This is a genomic window from Maricaulis sp. (assembly GCF_034670125.1).
GTDB lineage: Bacteria > Pseudomonadota > Alphaproteobacteria > Caulobacterales > Maricaulaceae > Maricaulis.
Genome location: NZ_JAXMOC010000002.1, coordinates 108,801 through 129,981 on the forward strand (window position 1 = coordinate 108,801; position 21,181 = coordinate 129,981).

Here is a 21,181-nt window from a genome sequence, read left to right on the forward strand (position 1 = left end):
GTTGTCTGTTGAACGTGTGTGGTCTTCTTACATAATATATTTGCAAAACTATGCAAGTACGATTATACGAGGTGCAACAGCCCGGTGAGGGCAGACTCAATCATTGGATGATCACTATGACAGACCACAAGGAAATTGAACCCGCCGAGATACAGGCCGGCCTCGAGGCCGGACGGTACCAACTGATCGATGTGCGTGAACCGGGTGAGTTCGCAGACGAACGCATTCCAGGGGCCATTCTGGCACCGCTGTCCTGCTTCAAGCCGGCGCACCTGCCCAAGAGCGGAGATCGCGCGGTTGTACTGCATTGCAAATCGGGGGGGCGGTCTGCCCGCGCCCTGGACATGTGCAAGGCGGAAGGGGTCGAGGTCGCCGGGCATGTAAAAGGCGGCATTCTTGGCTGGAAAGCGGCCAAGCTGGGCACGGAACGGGCCGAGGATGCGCCGACCGGAATGACGATCCAGCAGGCGGTGATGGCCATGGCGTCTTTCCTGGTGCTGGTCTCGATTGGCCTGTCGGTCGCCTTCACGCCGCTTTGGTTGATCCTGGGCGGCGGTGTCAGTGCCATGTTGTTGCAAGCCAGCTTCACCGGATTCTGTCCGGCCAGCTCGGTCTTCGCCAAGCTCGGATTTCGTCCGGGTTAAGGCGCGCTGTAATCGCCTGGCGCGCAATAGGTCGCGTATAGCGCCGACATCACTGTCTCGATCCGCGTATCGGCCAGGCCATAATAGATGGTCTGGCCGTCTCGCCGTGTGGAGACCAGACCCTTGTTGCGCAGGATGGCCAATTGCTGCGACATGGCCTGGTCGCGCATGCCCAAGGCTGCTGCCAGCTCGCCGACCGAGCGCTCTTTCTCCATCATTGCGCACAGCGCCAGCAGGCGGTTGGGGTGCGCGAGCGTCTTCATCAGATCGGCCACCGTCTCCGCCATCGGTTTCATTTCATCATACTGCATGGGCGATCCGTTAATTGCGTAGCTCTGCACATATAGGATCAGGCCGGATAATCAGCAATGTCGCAAGGAAGTCTTCGGGTGTGCGATTGGTCATTGTGTTAGCGCGCTAACACGCTATATCCGCTCCCAAGGAGACACAACCATGACCGATCCCGTTCCGGGCCGTCCTGACGGCCCGACAGATCTAAGCGCCCTGAGCGCCGCCATTCTCGCCTTGAGGAATGCCGAGGAGGCGGATCGTTTCCTGCGCGATCTGCTGACACCCGGCGAGATGAAGACGCTGGCCGAGCGCTGGCGCGTGGCGGGTCTGCTGGCCGAGGGCGGCCACTCCTATCGCGAAATATCCGAGATGACCGGGGCCAGCACCACCACTGTGACCCGCGTCGCCCGTTTTCTCAGCCAGGAGCCCTGGCAGGGCTACCGGACCATCCTCAACCGACTCAAGGAGACCGGATCGTGACGTCCCGATTGCGTATTGCCGTTCAAAGTAAGGGCCGACTGGCCGAAGGAGGGATGGACCTCCTCAAGCGTTGCGGACTCCGCTTCGCCTATGGCCGTGACAAGCTGCACCAGCGGGCCGAGAACATGCCGGTCGATCTGATGCTGGTCCGCGATGACGACATCCCGAACTTTGTCGGCAGCGGTGCCTGTGACTACGGGATTGTCGGCGAGAATGTGCTTGCCGAGGAGCAGGCCGCCGGAGGCCGCGCCCGCGAACTCGAAGTCGCCCTGCGCCTTGGTTTTGCCGGGTGCACGCTGAAGCTCGCCGCGCCGGAGGATGGCGCCATCCGAACGGTCGCTGACCTGGAGGGAAAGGCGGTGGCGACGTCCTATCCGGCGCTGACGGCTCAATATCTCGCCGATCGCGGCGTCAAGGCCGAGATCGTCGAGATGCGCGGATCGGTCGAGGTCGCGCCGCGCCTGCGGATCGCCGACGCGATCTGTGACCTGGTGTCATCGGGGGCGACGCTGCAGGCCAATGGCCTCAAGCCGTTTGAAACCGTGCTGCGCAGCGAGGCGGTTCTGATCCGCCGCAAGTCGGACCGGCCAGCCGACACCGATGCCATCGCCAACATCCTGATGCGCCGGTCCGAGGGGGTGATTGCGTCCTCCCAGACCAAATACATCATGCTCAATGCACCGACGGACCGGCTTGAAGCTATCCGCGCGTTGCTGCCGGGCGCCGATGCGCCGACCATCGCCAAGGTGGCCGGCCGTGAAGATGTCGTCGCTGTCCACGCCGTGTGCCGGGAGCGGGTCTTCTGGGAGACCCTTGAAGCCCTGGAAAAAGAGGGCGCGCGCGCCATCCTTGTCCTGCCGATTGAAAAAATGCTCGCCTGAGGCAACGACCATGCTCGACATTCTCAACTGGACTGCCGCGTCACCCGAGGCGCGGGCGCGTGCCCTGGCACGACCGGCCAGCAACACCTCAGCCGCGCCGGCTGCTCGCGACATCGTTGATGCCATCCGTGATCAGGGCGACGCGGCCGTGAGAGCCTATGCCAAGCGTCTGGATGGGTTCGCGCCGGAAGATTTCCGGGTGCCCGCAAGCGATTTGGGAGCGGCACGGGCCGCACTCGACCCCCTCGATGCCGAGGCCATCAAGGCGGCGGCGGATGCCGTGCGTCGTTTCCATGTCCAGCAAGGTTATCGTGGCTATAGCGTCGAAACCTGGCCCGGCGTCACGGCGTCTCGCCGTGCCACGCCGGTCGATACAGCGGCCCTCTATGTCCCGGCCGGCTCGGCGCCGCTGGTCTCCTCGCTGATGATGTTGGCGGTTCCCGCCCAACTGGCTGGCGTGCCGCGCATTGTTGTTGTCGCGCCGCCCGCCGGGACGGAGGGTGTCAATCCTGCGCTTCTGGCCACCGCAGACCTGTTGGGCCTGGACGAGGTCTACGCCATCGGCGGGGCGCAAGCGATCGCGGCGTTGTCTTTCGGGGCCGCGGGATTGCCGCGGGCTGACAAGATTTTCGGACCGGGCAATGCCTATGTTGCTGCGGCAAAGGCCTATGTCAGCAGTCTTCCCGGCGGCCCGGCGGTCGACCTGCCCGCGGGGCCGAGCGAGGTCATGGTGATCGCCGATGAAACCGCCGATCCGGATCTCGTCGCCAGCGACCTGTTGAGCCAGGCCGAGCATGACCCCTCTGCCCAGGTCGTGCTGGTCTGTTTTGACGCCGAAACGGCGGAACGGGTGACTGCGTCCGTCTCGACCCTGCTCGAGGACCTGCCCCGCGCTGAAATCGCGCGCGAGGCTCTGGCTGCGTCCAGCATCCTGGTCTGCGACAGCGTCGATGACGCCATTGAGATCGCCAATAGATACGCCCCGGAACACCTGATCCTGCAGGCCGAGTCCGCCGAACGCCTGCTGGCCGGTGTGCGTCACGCCGGTTCGATCTTTGTCGGTGCCTGGACGCCTGAAGCGGTCGGCGATTATGCCGCTGGCCCCAACCACACCCTGCCCACCGCCGGTGCGGCGCGGGCGCATGGGGGTGTGTCGGTAGAGAGTTTCCAGAAGACCACCACCATTCTGCGTGCCAGTGAAGCCGGCGCCGTTGCCATTGCCCCGACGGTCGAACGTCTGGCAGCGCTCGAGCAACTCGACGCGCACGGCCTCGCAATGCGTTTGCGGCGCGAGCGTGCCAGCACGGACGACACCGCGCCGCTAGCCGGGCCGCGTGCCGGTACCAAGCGGCGCAAGACCAAGGAGACCGATGTGACGGTCACCGTCAATCTGGACCGCGATGGACCGATCCGCATCGCCACAGGGATCGGCTATTTCGATCACATGCTGGACCAGGTCGCCCGTCACGGTGGCTTTGCCCTGGATGTTGCGGTCGAGGGTGATCTGGAGATCGACGGACACCACACCATTGAGGATGTCTGCCTGACCTTCGGCGAAGCCCTGCGCGCTGCCCTGGGTGACAAGCGCGGACTTGGCCGGTTTGGCTTCGAACTGCCGATGGATGAGAGCCGCGCGGCGGCCTGGATCGACCTGTCCGGTCGTCCCTTTGCGAAGTTCGAGGGTGAGATACCCGGTGAGTTTGTCGGTGAGTTTCCGGTCGAGATGACGGCCCACGCATTCCGCTCGATTGCAGAGAGCCTCGGCGCGGCGATCCACGTCAAGGTGGAGGGCGAGAATGCACACCACATGGTCGAGGGGTGTTTCAAGGCCTTCGGGCGCGCCCTGCGCCAGGCGTTGCGGGTCGAGGGCGACGCGCTGCCGTCAACCAAGGGCATGCTGGCATGACCATCGGAGTGATCGATACCGGTTGCGCCAATCTGGCGTCGGTTCGCTTTGCCCTGGAGCGGGCAATGCTGTCCTACCGGGTCGTCACGCGTCCGGACGAGGGTGCGGCCTGTGAACGGCTCATCCTGCCCGGCGTCGGCGCGGCCGGACCCGCCATGGCGCAGTTGCAGGCGCGTGGATGGGACACCGCATTGAAAGCCGAAACCCGTCCGGTTCTGGGCATTTGCCTGGGCATGCAGCTCCTGTTCGAGCGCTCGGCCGAGGGGGATGTCGAGTGTTTGGGGCTGATCCCGGGGGGCATCGAGAAACTGCCGCGGCCAGATGATGGCGTGTGGCCTCACATGGGCTGGAACACGCTGGATTTTACGCCGGGGGCAGAACCGCTGCTCGCTGGCGTGAAGAGGGGTGCCCATGTCTATTTCGTGCACGGGTTTTTCGCGCCGGTGGGCTCCCATACGCGGGCGAACTCCCGATATGGCAGTGAGGTTTCAGCGATCGTCCGCAAGGGGAATGTCGCCGGCTGCCAGTTCCATCCCGAGCGTTCCGGTGTTGTCGGGGCGCGAATTTTGACAAACTTTGCAAAGAGTTCGGCATGATACTTTATCCAGCAATTGATCTTCTGGACGGCCGTGTCGTGCGTCTGCACAAGGGCGCCTTTGATGCCGTGACCGACTATGGCGATGACCCGAAACGCGTTGCTGAACAATTCGGTGAGGCGGGCGCCGTCTGGGTCCACATCGTCGATCTCAGCGGAGCCCGTGATGGCGCCCGGCGACAGGGCGCGCTGATCCGCTCGCTGTGCGAGACCGGCCTGCGGGTACAAACGGGTGGCGGCGTGCGTTCGGGCGAGGACATCGAGGCGTTGCTGGCCGCCGGTGTCGAGCGGGTCATCATCGGCTCGCTGGCCGTCACGGACAGCAAGCGGGTTGCCGGCTGGTTGCAGCACTATGGCGCTGACCGGATCACGCTGGCCCTCGATGTGCGCCAGGTCGGCGGCCAATACCGTCCGGCGCTGAAGGGCTGGACCGACATGGCCGACACCGCCCTGGACGATGTGATCGCGGCTTATGAGGGTACCGGGCTCGCCCATGCCCTGGTCACCGATATCGGTCGCGATGGCGACCTTTCCGGTCCCAACATTGCACTCTACAAGCGGCTGGCGACAGACTACCCGACGATTGACTGGCAGGCCTCCGGCGGCGTGTCCTCACTCGACGATCTGCGCGCCGCGCGGGCGGCCGGGGCGGCGGGCGCCATCACCGGCAAGGCCCTTTATGAAGGCCGCTTCACGGTCGGGGAGGCGATCGCATGCTTGCGCGACGCATAATTCCCTGTCTCGACGTCCGCGACGGGCGCGTGGTCAAGGGTGTCCGCTTCCGTGATCACGAGGATGTCGGCGACATCGTCGACCTGGCCCGGCGCTATGCCCGTGAAGGGGCCGACGAGCTGGTCTTCTATGACATCGCCGCCAGCGCGCGTGGCGAGACGATCGAGCCGGCCTGGGTCAGCGCTGTCGCCCGCGAACTGGACATTCCCTTTTGTGTCGCCGGTGGGATCCGCTCGGTGGATGAGGCCCGGGCCCGCCTGTTTGCCGGCGCCGACAAGATTTCGGTCAACACGCCCGCGCTCGAGGACCCGACCATCATTGATCGCCTTGCCGCCGAGTTCGGCAGCCAGTGCGTGGTGCTGGGCGTCGACAGCCGCATGATCGAAGGCGCCTGGCGGGTGCATCAATATACCGGCGATCCGGACAAGAGCTTTGCCGGACACCGCCGCACCCTCGACTGGATCGCCGAGGGCGTCGACCGCGGCGCCGGCGAGGTCGTGCTTAACTGCATGGACCAGGATGGTGTCCGCGACGGCTATGACATCGAGCAATTGGAAGCAGCGCGCGGCGTGTGTTCCACACCTTTGATCGCTTCAGGCGGCGCCGGACGGAAAGAGCACTTCAAATCCGTGTTCGAACTTGCCAAGGTCGATGGTGCGCTGGCCGCCAGCGTGTTTCACAAGGGGGTCATCGAGATCGGGCAGTTGAAGGCCTGGCTTGATGGTGAAGGAATCAGGGTCAGACCATGATTGATGAAAAGACGCTCGACTGGAAGAAGGGCGACGGCCTGATCCCGGCGATCATCCAGGACGCGGCGACCCGGCAGGTACTGATGCTGGGCTACATGAATGCCGAGGCGCTCGCGGAGACCATCAAGTCCGGCAAGGTCCATTTCTTCTCGCGCTCCAAGCAGCGCCTGTGGAAGAAGGGCGAGACCTCCGGCAATACCTTCAAGCTGGTCTCTCTGGCGGCCGATTGCGACAGCGATGCGCTGCTGGTCGAGGTCAAGCCGAAGGGCCCCGCATGCCACACCGGCACGGTCAGCTGTTTTGGTGATGATCCGGGGCCGGGGCTGGGTTTCCTGGCCCATTTGCGGGCCATCATCCGCAAGCGCAAGAAGGACAAGACCAAGGGCTCCTATGTCGGCAGCCTGATGGCAAAAGCGCCCAAACGCCCGGCCCAGAAGGTCGGTGAGGAGGGCGTTGAAGTGGCCATGGCCGCCGTGTCCGAGAGCAAGGAGGCGCTGACCGGCGAAGCCGCAGACCTGCTCTTCCACCTGATGGTGCTGCTGGAATCCCGCGAGCTGGGCCTGGATGAAGTTGTCGATGTCCTGCGCACCCGTCACGCGGTCCGGGCGTCGAAGCCGGATTGATGGTGCAGCGGCTCACGGCGTCGGCTTGGCTCGCGGCGAGCATCATGCTGACCGTGAACACGACGGCCCAAGCGGCCCAGCCAGGCCGTGAGCCGGGCGAGGTGATCGTCGTCACCGGCACCCGCAGCGGCGAGGCGGCCGACTCGACCATCCTGCCGGTCACATACATTGATGCCGGGACCCTGAACGAGACCGCGGCCCAACATCCATCCGAACTCCTTGCCCGTATCCCGGGCGTCAGGTTGAACCGCGGCAATGGCGCGGAACACCTGACGGCGATCCGTTCGCCGGTTTTGACCGGCGGCGCCGGTGCCGGGTCATTTCTGTATCTTGAAGACGGAATTCCGTTGCGGGCCGCCGGCTTTGCCAATGTGAATGGCCTGTTCGAGGCCCTCAATGGCCTGTCCGGCGGCATCGAAGTTGTGCGGGGCCCCGGCTCAGCGCTGCAAGGCTCGAACGGGCTGCATGGTGTCGTCAATTTTCTCACACCGGATCCGGCGCATGCCGCCAGCAGTTTCGAGGCCGAAATCGGTGCCTTCGGTCGGCGACGGGGGCGATTGACCATCGCGCGTCCTGACGATGCAATGTCGGCCTTGTTCGCGGTCGCTGGCCAGCATGAGGATGGCTGGCGCGCCGAGGCGGGCCTTGATCGCATCGAAGCCCTGGTTCGGGTTGACGGCGAGGGCTCGCACTTTGACTGGCGCGCCACGGCGGCCCTGGTGACCCTGCAACAGGAGACCGCCGGCTATATCCGCGGACGGGATGCCTATCGTGACCCTGGCCTGGCCCGTGGCAATGCCGACCCGGAAGCCTTTCGCGACGCCCAGGCGCTGCGCCTGGCCCTGAGCCTGAGCGGTCAGGCCGGCGCCCGCACGCGCTGGCAACTGACACCCTATTTGCGGGCCAACGAGATGGACTTTCTGATGCATTTTCTCCCGTCCGAGGCGTTGGAGGAAAGCGGTCACGCCAGTGCTGGCGTGCAGGCGTCGATGACCCGGCAGACCGGATGGGGCGAATGGGTGCTGGGCGCCGATGTCGAAGCCACGACCGGCACGCTGCGCGAGACCCAGAGCCGCCCGACCCTCTTCTCTTTCGTCCAGGGCGAGCATTATGACTACACCGTCGATAGCACCCTGACGGCCCTCTATGGCCAAGGCGATTGGGACGCGTCCGATGCCTTGCGCCTGCAAGCAGGATTGCGGCTTGAGCGGGTGCAGTATGAGTATGACAACCGGCTTGCTGACATTGCCATCGGGCGCTATTTGCGCGTCGCCGACCGAAGCGACGCGTATGACCTTGTCCTGCCCCATATCGGCGCCAGCTGGCAGGTCGCTGCCTCGAGCCATGTCGTGGCCCGTCTGGCCCGCGGGGCCCGCGCGCCGCAGACCGCCGAGCTCTACCGGCTCCAGCCCGGTCAGGTGATCGACGGCATCGAGCCGGAAACGCTGGACAGTTTCGAGATCGGATACCGGCGCGGCAGCGCGCGCCTCGACTGGTCCGTCACCGCCTTTGCCATGCAAAAGCGCAATGTCTTCTTCCGCGACTCCGACGGCTTCAACGTGACCGGTGGTAAAACCCGGCATCACGGGGTGGAACTGGCGCTGGACTGGCGGGCCTCATCGACCCTGACGCTCAATCTGGCCGGCAGCTGGGCCCGCCACCTCTATGATTTCGACCAGCCGGTCACCACCGCCAGCGAGACCATCCGTGCCGGTGCCGAGATTGATACCGCACCGGAATGGTTGTGGAATGCCCGCGCGCAATGGCAACCGACCGCGCGCTTCAGCGGCGAGCTGGAATGGTCGCACATGGGCCGTTACTTCACCGATGCCGGCAATCTACACACCTATGACGGCCACGACCTTTTCCATGTGCGCGCCCGCTATCAATGGCGCGAGGACCTGGAGGTCTTCGCCGCCATCCGCAACCTGCTCGACACCCGCTACGCCGAGCGTGCTGATTATGCGTTCGGCTCGGATCGTTATTTCCCGGGCGAGGGGCGGGGGTTGAGTGTCGGGGTGCGGGCCGGGTTCTGATGCTGTGTTGATCGACCTGGAGGGGTCGCCTCGGAGGCGGCCAGCTGGCTGACACGCGAACTATGCAAGGCTGTGCGCGTGGCGCCGAGCATTGGACACGGTCTTGATCCGATCCGGGTGGCTTGCCTCCAACCCGACCTAGGGCACGAAGCGCTCGCTCATCACGTGGCGATCGCCCGGATGGGTGAGACGGGCGAGGGTGACGACGTCATCGCCCTGGAAGGTGCGGCGTTCGAGCACCAGACAGGCCGCGCCGAGGTCGACGCCGAGGCAGGCGGCAAGGGCGCGGTCGGCATTGATCGCGGAGACGGTGTGTTCGGCCTCGGTCCAGGGCGTCTTGCGGAGCAGCCAGCTGCCCGGCCCTTCCTGTGTGAAGTCGGTCTGGGCGACGTCCGGCAACAGGGCAAGATTGATCCAGCGTTCCTCGAGTTCGACCGGCTTTGCGTCGGCTGAGTGCAGGCAGCGGACATGTTGCACGCGGGCGCCGGGGCGAAGGCGCATCAAGCGGGCTGTCTCTTTGCTGGCGGGAATTGTCCCGCTGCTCAGACATTCATAGTCATAACTCTGTCCGCGCGCGGGAATGGCGCTGGCCATGTCGATGATCTTAAGGAGGGCGGCCGGCGCGGCGGGCTGGGCCACAAAACTGCCGGCGCGGCGTTTTCGGATCACCAACCCGTCCTCGGTGAGTGCGCGCAAGGCCCGGCTCACCGTCATCCGCGCTGTGCCGAAATGATCGCAGAGATCGGCTTCCGAGGGCAGGCGATAACCCGGCGGCCAGCTGCCGCTGCGGATGCGTGCAAGGATGGCCTGGCGGATCTGGTCATAGACAGGACCCTCGCCATCAAGCTGAAGCTGGTCGCGCCAGTTGGTCATGCCGTCCAGTCCGCCATGATGGTTTGCAGGGTTTTTTCATAGCGCCGTGAAACCATCTCCCGGCAGGTAGACTGCCCGTCCATGACCCGCGCCATGCCGCCCACATGGACACTGCGCACCTGTCGCCCATCACCGGCGAACAGCCAGCTGTCCAGCCGGGAGTCGCCAGTTCGGCCGGTCAGGACGGGGTGGCGCTCGTCCAGCTCGACCAGGTCGGCGCGGTGACCGACCGCGATCCGGCCGGTTGGCTGTCCTGTCGCCTGCGCGCCGCCCTCGCAGGCCGCATCGAACAGGTGACGGCCCGTGCTGACGCCGGGCGCGGAGAGCACATTGCGTTCGCGTCGCGTGAGGCGCTGTCCGTACTCCAGCAGGCGCAGCTCCTCGGCCAGGTCGATACGGATATGACTGTCCGACCCAATGCCGAAGCGCCCGCCGGCGGCGAGAAAGTCCACGGCGGGAAACAGACCGTCACCCAGGCTGGCCTCGGTGAGCGGGCAAAGGCCGGCGACTGCTCCTGATGCTGCCAGGTCGCGAATTTCGTCGGCCGCCATGTGTGTCGCATGCACCAGGCACCAGCGTTCATCGACCGGTTGCCGGTCAAGCAGCCATCGAACCGGGCGGTGACCGGTCGCGTCGCGGCAGGCTTCGACCTCGGCGATCTGTTCGGCGATGTGAATGTGGACCGGACCCTCTTCGGCGAGCGGCAGGATGGCGGTGATATCGTCGATCGACGCTGCCCGCAGTGAGTGGGGTGCGATCCCGACACGCACGTGGGGCAGGGACCGGGCGTGGTGGCGGGCCCGTTCAACGAGCGTTGAATACTGGTCGGGGTCGCAGACGAAGCGCCGCTGGCCTAGCGTGGCCGGCGCCATGTTGAATCCGGACCAGCGATAGAAGACCGGCAACAGGGTCACCGCGATCCCGGTTGTCTCTGCCGCAGTGCATATGCGGGCTGCCATCTCGCCGGGGTCGTCATGGGGCGAGCCGTCCGGCGTGTGGTGCAGATAATGGAACTCGCCGACCGTGGTGAATCCTGCCTCCAGCATCTCCACCTGCACCATTGCCGCGATCGCTTCCACAGCGTCGGGGTCAAGCCGGTCAAGGAAACGGTACATGACATCGCGCCAGGACCAGAAACTGTCCGTGCCCGGGCCGCGACGCTCCGACAGGCCGGCCATGGCACGCTGGAAGGCGTGGGAGTGCAGATTGGCCATGCCGGGCAGGACCGTGCCGAGCCGCGTGTCGTCGGGCCGGGGGTCTTCACGGGTGGCCAGGGCTGTGATGGTGCCATCGGGCCCGACGCAAAGGCGGACATTGTCCGTCCAGCCATCGGGCAGAAGTGCGCAGGCGAGATGAAAATCAGTGGACACGGTGTCTCCCGGCTGGACAGACTCGAAAACCGGGATTTATTGTATAGACAATTAGCCACTTGCAAAGTCCCCGGGAGCCTATGCCGATGCAATTCGACCGCTTGCTGACCGAAGCCCGACTGGCGACCATGGTCGCTGGAGATGGCGGCTATGGCGTCATCGAGAAGGCGGCACTGGGCATCAAGGACGGACGGATTGCCTGGATCGGTCCGATGTCCGAGATTCCGGGCGAGGCCCGTGAGACCGAGCGCCTGGCCAGCCGCTGGGTGACACCGGCCCTAATCGATTGTCACACCCACCTGGTCTTCGCCGGTGACCGCTCGGACGAGTTCGAGCGGCGTCTGGGCGGGGAAAGCTATGAGAGCATTTCGCGCTCCGGTGGCGGCATCGCCCGCTCGGTCGAAGCAACCCGGCAGGCCGGTGCTGCCGAGCTGGCGGCGGGTGCGCTGACCCGGCTAGATGCGCTGGCCCAGGAAGGTGTCGGCACGGTCGAGATCAAATCCGGCTACGGGCTGACCCGCGACAGTGAGCGTACCATGTTGCGTGCCGCTCGCGGCGTCGCGCGGGCCTCGGGCATGCGTGTGTCGGCCACCTTGCTGGCGGCCCACGCCGTGCCGCCTGAGTACAAGGGTGAGAGTGGCCGCTATATCGACGAGGTCTGCATACCGTTGATCCGCGAGGCGGCTCGCGAAGGTCTCGCAGACGCGGTCGACGCCTATTGCGAAGGCATCGGGTTTTCGCCGGAAGAAACGCGGCGCCTCTTCATCGCCGCGAAGGCTGCCGGTCTGCCGGTCAAATTGCATGCCGACCAGCTCTCCGATACCGGCGGTGCCAGGCTGGTCGCCGAGTTCGGTGGCCTGTCCGCCGACCATATTGAATACACCAATGCCGAGGGCATCGCCGCGATGGCCAAGGCCGGCACGGTCGGCGTGTTGCTGCCGGGAGCCTTCTATGCCCTGAACGAAACGAAAAAGCCGCCGGTCGAGGCGATGCGGGCGGCCGGCGTTGCCATGGCGGTCGCCACCGACGCCAATCCGGGAACCTCGCCGCTGGTATCCTTGCTGACCGCGGCCAACATGGCCTGCATCCTGTTCGGCCTGACCCTGCCCGAAGCCTTTGCCGGGATGACCCGCAATGCCGCGCGGGCGCTTGGCCTGCAGGACGAGATCGGGACGCTGGAAGTCGGCAAGGCGGCTGACCTCGCGATCTGGGATGTCGAACGTCCCGCAGAAATCATCCAATGGATCGGACGCCGGCCGCTGCATGGCCGCATCCTCGCAGGAGAATGGCAGTGACAGTTGTGACCACTGTGACCATCAAACCCGGCGCCATGGCGCTGGCCGACTGGGCCGCCATCTGGCATGGCGCGTCGATCCGCATCTATCCTGCCGCCAGGACCGGTGTCGATGCCGCGGCGGCTACAGTCGACCGCCTGATCGCCTCCGGCAGGGCGGTTTATGGCCTCAATACCGGCTTCGGCAAGCTGGCCCAAACGCGGATCGCCGATGACGAACTGGCGACCTTGCAGGAGCGCCTCGTCCTGTCCCATGCCGCCGGGATCGGAGAGGCGCTGGACAGTCGCATTGTCCGCCTCGTCATGGCGCTCAAACTGGCGAGTCTGGGCCGCGGCGCATCGGGCGTGCGCTGGGCCACGATCGAAGCCATGCAGGCCATGCTGGATGCGGACGTGCTGCCGGTCATCCCGTCGCAAGGCTCGGTCGGCGCGTCCGGTGATCTGGCACCGCTGGCGCACATGTCTGCCGCCCTGATCGGCGCCGGGGATGTCACGGTGAAGGGCGAACGCATGCCGGCCCGCGATGGTCTCGCCAAGGCGGGCCTGGCACCGGTCCGGCTCGGTCCCAAGGAAGGCCTGGCCCTGCTCAATGGCACCCAGACCTCGACCGCGCTGGCGCTGGCCGGACTGTTCGAGGTCGAGGCGGGCTTCCGGGCGGCCCTGGTCTCTGGCGCTCTGAGTGTTGATGCTGCCAAGGGTTCGGTCGCGCCGTTCGATCCGCGTATTCACGCCCTTCGTGGACATCCAGGCCAGATCGACGTCGCAGCCGCCTTGCGCGGATTGCTCGAAGGATCGGACATTCTCGCAAGCCATGAAGGCTGCGAGAAGATCCAGGATCCCTATTGCCTGCGTTGTCAGCCGCAAGTCATGGGCGCGGTGCTCGACTTGTTGCGCCAGGCCGGCTCGGTGCTGGAGCGCGAAGCCAATGCCGTCACCGACAATCCGCTCATCTTCACTGACACCGACGAAGCCATTTCCGGCGGCAATTTCCACGCTGAGCCGGTCGCTTTCGCTGCTGACCAGATCGCCATGGCGGCCTGCGAGATCGGATCGATCTGCGAGCGCCGCATTGCGCTTTTGACAGACCCGGCGGTCAGCGGTTTGCCGGCCTTCCTGACGCCCAATCCGGGTATCAATTCCGGTTTCATGATCGCCCATGTGACTGCGGCGGCCCTGGTCTCGGAAAACAAGCAGAAGGCCTATCCGGCTTCGGTCGACAGCATTCCCACCAGCGCCAATCAGGAAGACCATGTCTCCATGGCCACCCATGGCGCCTTTCGCTTGTTGAAAATGGCGGAGAACCTTCACGCGGTGGTCGGGATCGAGCTGCTGTGCGGCGCGCAGGGGACCGACTTCCATGACGGTCTGACCTCCTCGCCGGTGCTGGAGGCGGCGAAGGGTCGGTTGCGCGAAACTGTTCCCGCCTATGGCGATGATCGCTACTTTGCCACCGATATCGCCAATGCACGCGATCTGGTGACGGGCAGGGGGCTTGTCGCGGATGCGGGCACGCTTCCCGGGATTGCCTGATGGACGTCTTCACGCTCAAGCGCGGCACTGCGCCGCTCGTTGTTTCCATGCCGCATTCGGGGACAGCCCTGCCGCCGGGCCTGGCGGATCGCTTGAGCGAGCCTGCGGGCGGGCTGCCGGATACGGACTGGCACATCCCCGAGCTCTACGACTTTCTCGACGGGCTCGGCGCCACCGTCATCCGGGCCAATTACTCGCGCTATGTCATCGACCTCAATCGAGACCCGACCGGCTCTTCCCTCTATCCCGGCCAGGCGACGACCGAGCTGGTTCCGACAACCCTGTTTGACGGTACGCCGATCTACAAGGACGGCGAGGCTCCCGATGATGAAGAGATCGAGCAGCGTCGCACGGCTTGTTTTGATCCGTACCACCGTGCCCTGACCGAGACGCTGATGGCGACCCGGATGGAGCATGGATATGCGCTGCTGTGGGATGCCCACTCGATTGCATCCGAGGTCCCGCGCTTGTTCGAGGGCGTGCTGCCGGACCTCAATCTGGGCACCAATGGCGGCGAGAGCTGTGACCGCACGATCGAGCGCTGGGCCGTCAAGGCGATGATGGATCACGAGGAATACGCCTCCATCGTCAATGGCCGTTTCAAGGGTGGCTTCATCACCCGCGCCTTTGGGCGACCGAGCCAGAATATCCACGCCCTGCAAATGGAACTCGCCCAGTCCGCCTATATGAGCGAAGCGCCGCCCTGGACGCTGGACACGGCCAAGGCCGACCAGCTGCGCGCTGCCCTCAAGGACGTCATGAAAGCCGCACTCAACGCGGCGAAAAGTCTCTATTCCGGAGAGGTGAAGTAAATGACCCAGACCCGCCGCGACAACTCCCGCATCATCCGCGCCAAACATGGCTCCAAGCTCGACGCCACCCATTGGGCCGCCGAGGCGCCCCTGCGCATGCTGATGAATAATCTCGACCCCGACGTGGCCGAGAAGCCGGAGGAGCTGGTCGTCTATGGCGGGATCGGTCGGGCGGCGCGCGACTGGGAGAGCTATGACCGCATCGTCGCGACGTTGAAGCGCCTGAAGGAAGACGAGACCCTGCTGGTCCAGTCCGGCAAGCCGGTCGGGGTGTTTCCCACCCACAAGGATGCGCCGCGCGTGCTGATCGCCAACTCCAATCTCGTGCCCAACTGGGCCAATTGGGACCATTTCCGCGAACTCGATAAAAAGGGCCTGATGATGTACGGCCAGATGACGGCCGGGTCGTGGATCTATATTGGCTCGCAGGGCATCGTTCAGGGCACGTACGAGACCTTCGTCGAGGCCGGTCGCCAGCATTATGATGGTGATCTCACCGGCAAGTGGATCCTGACCGGTGGGCTTGGCGGCATGGGCGGCGCCCAGCCGCTGGCCGCGACCATGGCCGGCGCTTCCATGCTGGCGGTCGAGTGCCAGCCCAGCCGGATCGAGATGCGACTGAAGACCGGCTACCTCGACAAGAGCGCCAGCACGCTGGACGAGGCACTCGAGCTCATCAACGCCGCCTGCGCCAGGGGTGAGGCGGTCTCCGTTGGCCTCTTGGGCAATGCTGCCGAGGTCTTCCCCGAACTGGTGAAGCGCGGCGTCAAGCCGGACATGGTGACCGACCAGACCTCCGCCCACGACCCGGCCAACGGCTATCTGCCCGCTGGCTGGACGCTGGCCGAATGGGACGAAAAGCGCGAGAGCGATCCTGCCGCTGTTGAAGCCGCTGCGAAAGCCTCCATGGCCGAGCAGGTGAAGGCCATGCTGGCGTTTTGGGAGCAAGGCATCCCGACGCTCGATTACGGCAATAATATCCGCCAGATGGCGCATGATGAGGGGGTCACCAACGCCTTCGACTTTCCCGGTTTCGTGCCGGCCTATATCCGCCCCTTATTCTGCCGCGGCATTGGCCCCTTCCGCTGGGCGGCGCTGTCGGGTGATCCCGAGGACATCTACAAGACCGACGCCAAGGTGAAGGAGCTGATCCCGGACAATCCGCATCTTCACCGCTGGCTCGACATGGCCCGCGAGCGCATCCACTTCCAGGGCCTGCCGGCGCGCATCTGCTGGGTCGGCCTGGGCGAACGCCACAAGCTGGGCCTGGCCTTCAACGAGATGGTCCGCACGGGCGAGCTCTCCGCCCCGGTCGTGATCGGCCGCGACCATCTTGATTCAGGCTCGGTCGCCAGTCCCAACCGTGAAACCGAAGCGATGATGGACGGCTCCGACGCCGTCGCCGACTGGCCGCTCCTGAACGCGCTCCTCAACACCGCCTCCGGCGCGACCTGGGTCTCGCTGCATCATGGCGGCGGCGTCGGCATGGGCTATTCCATGCACTCCGGCCAGGTCGTCCTCGCCGACGGCACGGATGAGGCCGCCGCTCGTGTCGGCCGCGTGCTGTGGAACGATCCGGCGACCGGCGTGATGCGTCATGCGGATGCGGGCTATGAGATCGCGAAGGAGTGCGCGCGGGAGCAGGGGCTGGATCTGCCGAGCGTGGATTAGGTTTTCCTCCCCACATTGTGGGGAGGTGGATCGCCCGAAGGGCGGGACGGAGGGGCGGCGAAGCCGTATTTCCTCGCTACGCTCGGCCCCATCGACCCGCTGTTTCGCACCGGCCCACTTCCCCATGCAATGGGGAAGAAGGGCGTGTTTACCTGTCAATGCGGGCAGGCGCGTGATGTAAGCTGGTCTGTTGGTTTCTGGTCTGCTGGCAGCTGAGTGCAGGCCTATTTGAGGACAAGTGAATGAGTGATGTGGTGTTTACGGTCGCAGAGACCTCCGTCTGGGAGGTGTTCCAGTGGCGCTGGATACCGGTGTTTTACGTGGTGTCTGCTGCTTTCATTGCATTTCCGCGCCTACTTGATTTCTGGCCGTTGTCAAACTTTGCCTTTTTTGAGAAGCGCAAACGATTGAATGGAGTGTTGTTGTCCGGCTTGGTTACGCTGATGGGCGGCGGGCATTTTCTCATGACGTATTTGCCATTGAAGAGCAGTCAGGCTTCGCTGCAGGCAGGCCAATGCGCCATTGTCGTTGCGTCATTCGATGGCCGCAAACCTGATCAGGAACTCATGACAGTTAGCGTCGCAGAGACCACACTCACCTTTGAAGGCGCCGACTACGAAATGCCCGGAAGTTTGTACGGCAGCGTGTATCTGCTCCCTGTCATTAGGGCAAATCTGGAGGCAGGGCGCTCCTACAGTTTATGTGTGCTGGACGATGTGATCTTGAGGATCGAGCACGCGCCTGTCGCCGGGGCTCCGAGCCCATGAATATGCTGGCTTTATCAGAGCGTTGTGCGGACATAGGAAGTTTGATCGATCCGGGCCACGCTTCCTTGGTATGAGCGAAGAGCAAAGGGCTCGCCCTGTTGAAGCTCTAGAGGCGAGACGGAGGGGCGGCGAAGCCGTATTTCCTCGCTACGCTCGGCCCCATCGACCCGCTGCTGCGCAGCGGCCCACTTCCCCATGGTATGGGGAAGAAAGGGGTCTTCGCTTGCCAGTTCGAGGGTTTAGGTGATGAAAGCGTGTTTATTCGTTTCGGGTTTTTGGCGGCTGGTTTTAGGGCTGTCGGGGGAAAGTGAATGAGCGAATTGGTGTTTACGGTCGCGGATGTCTCTGTCTGGGATGTATTCGAATGGCGTTTGATCCTGGGATTTTACGTGTTGTCCGCCGCCTTTATCGCATTTCCACGGCTGATCGACCTATGGCCATTGTCAAATTTTTGAAAAGCGCAAACGCCTGAATGGTGTCATTGTTTTCGGCTTGGTTACGCTGATTGGCGGCGCGCACTTCCTCATGACGTATTTGCCATTGGCGAGCAGCCGGGCCGCGCTGCTGGCCAGCCAGTGTACTATCGTCGTCGCTACATTTGATGGCCGGAAACCTGATCGGGAGCTCATGATGCATAGCTTCCCGGAGACCACTCTCACGTTTGAAGGCGCTGATTATGAAATACCCGGTAGTTTGCACGGCATTTTGTTTCTGTTGCTAGATATCAGGGCGGATCTGGAGGCGGGCGATGCCTACCGTTTATGCGTGCTTGACGATGTGATCTTGAAGATTGAACGGGTGTCGGCCGAGGCTCCGCTGAGCCCGTGATGATGAGGTCTCAATCAGTCGGTTTCATGAGATAAGCGGCATGACCGGTTTGGGCAGCGATGCTGCAGAATGAACGACGAGCCCAAATTTCGATCAGTCTAAGCTCTAGCGGCTTTCCTCCCCATTCCATGGGGAGGTGTCCCGCAGGGACGGAGGGGCGGCGTAGCCGTTTGTCCTCGCTGCGCTCGGCCCCATCGACCCGCTGCTGCGCAGCGGCCCACTTCCCCATGGTATGGGGAAGAAAGACGCTCCCCGCTTGTCATCCCGGCTCTGCGCCCTGCTTGCACACGGCGTCCGGCCGGGATGACAAGTTTGAGGCAGGGCAATAGAAGGTGGATCAACACCAGACTCACCCTTGGGAGCTCCCGATGTCCGACGCCTTCTACGCCCACCTGTCCGACGAGTTGAAGCAGATCGATGCCGACGGGCTGTACAAGCGCGAACGCATCATCACCTCGCAGCAATTCTCCGAGATTGATGTGACGGCGGACGGGGCGTCCAGCCATGTGATCAATTTCTGCGCCAACAACTATCTCGGCCTGGCCAACCGGCCGGAGCTGATCGAGGCGGCCAAGGCGACGCTCGACAGTCACGGTTTCGGCGTCGCTTCGGTGCGTTTCATCTGTGGCACGCAGGACCTGCACAAAGAGCTGGAAGCCAAGGTCGCGGCCTTTGCCGGCTGCGAGGATGCCATTCTCTATGCGGCGGCCTTTGACGCCAATGGCGGCGTGTTCGAGCCGCTTCTGGGGCCGGAGGATGCGATCATCTCCGACGCGCTCAATCATGCCTCCATCATTGACGGTGTGCGTCTGTGCAAGGCCAAGCGCTATCGCTATGCCAATTCCGATATGGCGGATCTGGAGACCCAGCTGAAACAGGCCCGGGCTGATGGCGCGCGGCATATCCTGATTGTCACCGATGGCGTGTTCTCGATGGATGGCTATATCGCCGATTTGAAATCCATCGTCCGCCTCGCCAAACAGTATGACGCGCTGACCATGGTCGATGACTGCCATGCTCATGGTTTCATGGGCGCAAAGGGGCGCGGCACGCCGGAGCATTGCGGGGTGCTGGGCGAGATCGACATCATCACCGGTACCTTCGGCAAGGCGCTGGGCGGGGCGATGGGCGGCTTCACCGCGGCGCGCAAGGAGATCATCGACATGCTGCGCCAGCGCTCGCGGCCCTACCTGTTCTCCAACTCCCTCGCACCGGCCATTGTCGGTGCCTCGCTGAAAGCGCTCGACATGGTCGCCGAAGGCGATGATCTGCGCGCCCGCCTGTTCGACAATGCCAAACGCTTCCGCACCGGCATGAGCGAGGCCGGTTTCGACCTGCTGCCGGGCGAACATCCGATCATCCCGGTCATGCTGGGCGATGCCAAGCTGGCCCAGGAGATGGCATCCAGGCTGATGGGTGAGGGCGTCTATGTGATCGGCTTCTTCTTCCCCGTCGTGCCCAAGGGCAAGGCCCGTATCCGCACGCAGATGTCGGCGGCGCATACGCTCGAGCAGATCGACCGCGCGGTCGCGGCGTTTACGAAGGTGGGCCGGGAGCTCGGGGTTATCTAGGCGCGACGCGGCAACGCCCCGGTTTGGCCGAAAAATACCTGTCGCGTGGCTCATTGGCGATGCAGGCGACAAGAAAGCAGAGAAAAGGACAGTGTGGCTGTGAGGTTTTTGCTGTTTACGACAATTCTTGCGGGCTTCGGACTGGCCGGGTGCACGTCGGAGCGCGACGAACTCCTGATCGAAAATGTCGTGATCGTCTCCGCCGAGCGCGAGTCTGCGTCGGACGCCATGAATGTCCTGATCCGTGACGGTGTCATTGCGGAGATATCCGCCGAGCCAATTCAGTCCGACCGATCGGCGACGCGTATCGATGGCAGCGGTCGCTTTCTGACGCCCGGCCTGATGGACAGTCACCACCATGTGGCCTTCGTGCCGGGCATGGGCGCGATGGGTGTCGCGCCGGCGCGTGAGCAGGAGGCGCTGGTCGCTGCCTATATGGCCCAACAGCCGCGCAGTCTGCTCTATTTCGGGGTGACGCAGATCCTCGATCCCGCACCACTTCTGGCTTGGCGTGACTTTGCCGCGATCAGCCAGAGGCCGGATTTTTTCCGCTGCGGTGAAATTCCCAATGAGGAAGCCGGCTATCCGATCAATCAGCGCGATGATGCGGATATGGTTTCGCTTTACCCGTATCGCATTACGGCGACCCAGACGCCGGAAAGGGTGGTCGAGCGGATCGCTGCGGACGGCGCGATCTGTGTAAAAGTCTATCTGGAAGACGGTTTCGGCGCGGAGTCGGAATGGCCGCTGTACGACGCCGAAATACTGGGCCGTATCCGGGACGCGGCGCGGGCGCACGAGCTTCCCCTTCTCGCCCATGCCAATGCAATCGACATGTATCAGATCGCGCTTGATGCTGATGTTGATGTGCTGGCGCACGGCCTGTGGAATTGGCAATGGCCAGAGGGCGACCCGCCCGTCGCGGAAGTCCTGCAACGCGTGCATGAGCAGGGTGTCGGCTACATGCCGACCCACCGCGTCATGGCGGGCTTGGGCGAACACTTGCTGCCAGCCCGGATGGATGCACCTGAATACGCGGACATTGTGCCAGCCAACCTGCTCGACTGGTATCGCGCGGGCGGTGCGGACTGGTTTGCCGACGAACTGGCTGCCGATTTCCCGCCGGACATGCCACGAGAAGAGATGGCCGCGATTTTCGGCTATGGTGTTGGGCGCGTTCAGCGGGCGACGGCCTTTCTTGAGCAAGCCGGGCATCCGCTGCTTCTGGCCAGTGATTGTCCCGGCAGCCCGACGAGCGCCAATCAACCGGGATTGTGCACGCGGCTCGAGATCGAGAGCCTGGCGCAATCCGGTGTGTCGCCCGAGTCCGTGTTCCGGGCGGGGACCATCAATCCGGCACGGCAATTCGGGCTTGAGGCGCGCTATGGCACGGTCGAGGTGGGCAAGGTCGCCAACCTGCTCTTGCTGGAGGCCAATCCCCGCCTTGATATCGCCGCCTGGGACACCATCCAGACCGTCATCCTGCATGGAGAGCCCCTCGCACGCGATGATTTGAAAGCGCGATAGG

General features: G+C 64.1%; 20 protein-coding genes. 17 read left to right on the plus strand and 3 right to left on the minus strand.

Translation table 11 applies throughout. From position 1 onward, the window contains the following. The first annotated feature begins 116 nt into the window (after positions 1-116). Positions 117-644 (plus strand): rhodanese-like domain-containing protein, encoded by a 528-nt coding sequence (locus VOI18_RS03815; protein WP_323761087.1) that lies wholly within the window; start codon positions 117-119, stop codon positions 642-644. On the opposite strand, the gene VOI18_RS03820 is transcribed toward VOI18_RS03815, so the two are convergent. Next, positions 641-955 (minus strand): metalloregulator ArsR/SmtB family transcription factor, encoded by a 315-nt coding sequence (locus VOI18_RS03820; RefSeq protein WP_323761088.1) that lies wholly within the window; start codon positions 953-955, stop codon positions 641-643. The two genes, VOI18_RS03815 and VOI18_RS03820, sit on opposite strands and share 4 nt — an antisense overlap. Positions 956-1,097: 142 nt before the next feature. On the opposite strand from VOI18_RS03820, the gene VOI18_RS03825 reads away from it, so the two are divergent. The 8 genes from VOI18_RS03825 to VOI18_RS03860 are packed head-to-tail and all read left to right on the plus strand — an operon-like array spanning position 1,098 to position 8,937. Further along, positions 1,098-1,415 (plus strand): YerC/YecD family TrpR-related protein, encoded by a 318-nt coding sequence (locus VOI18_RS03825; protein WP_323761089.1) that lies wholly within the window; start codon positions 1,098-1,100, stop codon positions 1,413-1,415. Then, positions 1,412-2,296 carry an ATP phosphoribosyltransferase gene (hisG, locus tag VOI18_RS03830; RefSeq protein ID WP_323761090.1) on the plus strand — a complete coding sequence of 295 codons (885 nt, stop codon included), beginning with the start codon at positions 1,412-1,414 and terminating at the stop codon, positions 2,294-2,296. Before VOI18_RS03825 ends, hisG begins: the two co-directional genes overlap by 4 nt. A gap of 10 nt (positions 2,297-2,306) precedes the next feature. Continuing rightward, a complete protein-coding gene (hisD, locus tag VOI18_RS03835; protein ID WP_323761091.1) occupies positions 2,307-4,202 on the plus strand; it encodes a histidinol dehydrogenase in 1,896 nt (631 codons plus the stop codon). Next, positions 4,199-4,798: an imidazole glycerol phosphate synthase subunit HisH gene (gene hisH, locus VOI18_RS03840; RefSeq protein ID WP_323761092.1), complete on the plus strand. Its 600-nt coding sequence runs from the start codon at positions 4,199-4,201 to the stop codon at positions 4,796-4,798. Before hisD ends, hisH begins: the two co-directional genes overlap by 4 nt. Next, positions 4,795-5,529, plus strand: coding sequence for a 1-(5-phosphoribosyl)-5-[(5-phosphoribosylamino)methylideneamino]imidazole-4-carboxamide isomerase (gene hisA / locus VOI18_RS03845; protein ID WP_323761093.1), 735 nt, complete (start codon positions 4,795-4,797; stop codon positions 5,527-5,529). The genes hisH and hisA overlap by 4 nt, the downstream gene beginning before the upstream one ends. Continuing rightward, positions 5,511-6,278, plus strand: a complete 768-nt coding sequence (gene hisF, locus VOI18_RS03850) for an imidazole glycerol phosphate synthase subunit HisF (RefSeq protein WP_323761094.1) — start codon at positions 5,511-5,513, stop codon at positions 6,276-6,278. The genes hisA and hisF overlap by 19 nt, the downstream gene beginning before the upstream one ends. Next, a complete protein-coding gene (gene hisIE, locus VOI18_RS03855; protein WP_323761095.1) occupies positions 6,275-6,901 on the plus strand; it encodes a bifunctional phosphoribosyl-AMP cyclohydrolase/phosphoribosyl-ATP diphosphatase HisIE in 627 nt (208 codons plus the stop codon). The genes hisF and hisIE overlap by 4 nt, the downstream gene beginning before the upstream one ends. A 44-nt stretch (positions 6,902-6,945) precedes the next feature. Beyond that, positions 6,946-8,937, plus strand: a complete 1,992-nt coding sequence (locus VOI18_RS03860; protein ID WP_323761096.1) for a TonB-dependent receptor — start codon at positions 6,946-6,948, stop codon at positions 8,935-8,937. 138 nt (positions 8,938-9,075) lie between these two features. Here VOI18_RS03860 and hutC read toward each other — a convergent pair whose 3' ends face one another. Beyond that, the gene (gene hutC / locus VOI18_RS03865) at positions 9,076-9,810 is read right to left on the minus strand and encodes a histidine utilization repressor (RefSeq protein WP_323761097.1); all 735 of its coding nucleotides are present in this window, start codon (positions 9,808-9,810) and stop codon (positions 9,076-9,078) included. Next, on the minus strand, positions 9,807-11,180 hold the full coding sequence (locus VOI18_RS03870; RefSeq protein WP_323761098.1) for a formimidoylglutamate deiminase: 1,374 nt from the start codon (positions 11,178-11,180) through the stop codon (positions 9,807-9,809). The genes hutC and VOI18_RS03870 overlap by 4 nt, the downstream gene beginning before the upstream one ends. Positions 11,181-11,266: 86 nt before the next feature. On the opposite strand from VOI18_RS03870, the gene hutI reads away from it, so the two are divergent. The 8 genes from hutI to VOI18_RS03910 all read left to right on the plus strand — a co-directional run bounded on the left by hutI (position 11,267) and on the right by VOI18_RS03910 (position 21,180). After that, a complete protein-coding gene (gene hutI / locus VOI18_RS03875; RefSeq protein ID WP_323761099.1) occupies positions 11,267-12,475 on the plus strand; it encodes an imidazolonepropionase in 1,209 nt (402 codons plus the stop codon). Positions 12,476-12,480: 5 nt separating this feature from the next. Beyond that, positions 12,481-14,004 carry a histidine ammonia-lyase gene (gene hutH, locus VOI18_RS03880; protein ID WP_416374860.1) on the plus strand — a complete coding sequence of 508 codons (1,524 nt, stop codon included), beginning with the start codon at positions 12,481-12,483 and terminating at the stop codon, positions 14,002-14,004. Further along, the gene (gene hutG, locus VOI18_RS03885) at positions 14,004-14,816 is read left to right on the plus strand and encodes an N-formylglutamate deformylase (protein WP_323761101.1); all 813 of its coding nucleotides are present in this window, start codon (positions 14,004-14,006) and stop codon (positions 14,814-14,816) included. Before hutH ends, hutG begins: the two co-directional genes overlap by 1 nt. Then, entirely contained in the window at positions 14,817-16,487 is a 1,671-nt protein-coding gene (gene hutU, locus VOI18_RS03890; protein WP_323761102.1) for a urocanate hydratase, read from the plus strand. A 242-nt stretch (positions 16,488-16,729) separates the two neighbouring features. After that, positions 16,730-17,254 carry a hypothetical protein gene (locus tag VOI18_RS03895; protein ID WP_323761103.1) on the plus strand — a complete coding sequence of 175 codons (525 nt, stop codon included), beginning with the start codon at positions 16,730-16,732 and terminating at the stop codon, positions 17,252-17,254. A gap of 492 nt (positions 17,255-17,746) precedes the next feature. Beyond that, complete coding sequence (locus tag VOI18_RS03900) at positions 17,747-18,082, plus strand: hypothetical protein (protein WP_323761104.1); 336 nt, start codon at positions 17,747-17,749, stop codon at positions 18,080-18,082. Positions 18,083-18,450: 368 nt separating this feature from the next. Beyond that, entirely contained in the window at positions 18,451-19,653 is a 1,203-nt protein-coding gene (locus VOI18_RS03905) for a glycine C-acetyltransferase (RefSeq protein WP_323761105.1), read from the plus strand. A 99-nt stretch (positions 19,654-19,752) separates the two neighbouring features. After that, positions 19,753-21,180, plus strand: a complete 1,428-nt coding sequence (locus VOI18_RS03910; RefSeq protein ID WP_323761106.1) for an amidohydrolase family protein — start codon at positions 19,753-19,755, stop codon at positions 21,178-21,180. Position 21,181: the final 1 nt, after the last annotated feature.

What these genes read in the sequence shown, in the direction of transcription:
- VOI18_RS03815 (WP_323761087.1), top strand. Translation starts at nt 117, where the DNA reads ATGACAGACCACAAGGAAATTGAACCCGCCGAGATACAGGCCGGCCTC.
- VOI18_RS03820 (WP_323761088.1), bottom strand. Translation starts at nt 955, where the DNA reads ATGCAGTATGATGAAATGAAACCGATGGCGGAGACGGTGGCCGATCTG.
- VOI18_RS03825 (WP_323761089.1), top strand. Translation starts at nt 1,098, where the DNA reads ATGACCGATCCCGTTCCGGGCCGTCCTGACGGCCCGACAGATCTAAGC.
- hisD (WP_323761091.1), top strand. Translation starts at nt 2,307, where the DNA reads ATGCTCGACATTCTCAACTGGACTGCCGCGTCACCCGAGGCGCGGGCG.
- hisH (WP_323761092.1), top strand. Translation starts at nt 4,199, where the DNA reads ATGACCATCGGAGTGATCGATACCGGTTGCGCCAATCTGGCGTCGGTT.
- hisA (WP_323761093.1), top strand. Translation starts at nt 4,795, where the DNA reads ATGATACTTTATCCAGCAATTGATCTTCTGGACGGCCGTGTCGTGCGT.
- hisF (WP_323761094.1), top strand. Translation starts at nt 5,511, where the DNA reads ATGCTTGCGCGACGCATAATTCCCTGTCTCGACGTCCGCGACGGGCGC.
- hisIE (WP_323761095.1), top strand. Translation starts at nt 6,275, where the DNA reads ATGATTGATGAAAAGACGCTCGACTGGAAGAAGGGCGACGGCCTGATC.
- VOI18_RS03860 (WP_323761096.1), top strand. Translation starts at nt 6,946, where the DNA reads ATGCTGACCGTGAACACGACGGCCCAAGCGGCCCAGCCAGGCCGTGAG.
- hutC (WP_323761097.1), bottom strand. Translation starts at nt 9,810, where the DNA reads ATGACCAACTGGCGCGACCAGCTTCAGCTTGATGGCGAGGGTCCTGTC.
- hutI (WP_323761099.1), top strand. Translation starts at nt 11,267, where the DNA reads ATGCAATTCGACCGCTTGCTGACCGAAGCCCGACTGGCGACCATGGTC.
- hutG (WP_323761101.1), top strand. Translation starts at nt 14,004, where the DNA reads ATGGACGTCTTCACGCTCAAGCGCGGCACTGCGCCGCTCGTTGTTTCC.
- hutU (WP_323761102.1), top strand. Translation starts at nt 14,817, where the DNA reads ATGACCCAGACCCGCCGCGACAACTCCCGCATCATCCGCGCCAAACAT.
- VOI18_RS03895 (WP_323761103.1), top strand. Translation starts at nt 16,730, where the DNA reads ATGAGTGATGTGGTGTTTACGGTCGCAGAGACCTCCGTCTGGGAGGTG.
- VOI18_RS03905 (WP_323761105.1), top strand. Translation starts at nt 18,451, where the DNA reads ATGTCCGACGCCTTCTACGCCCACCTGTCCGACGAGTTGAAGCAGATC.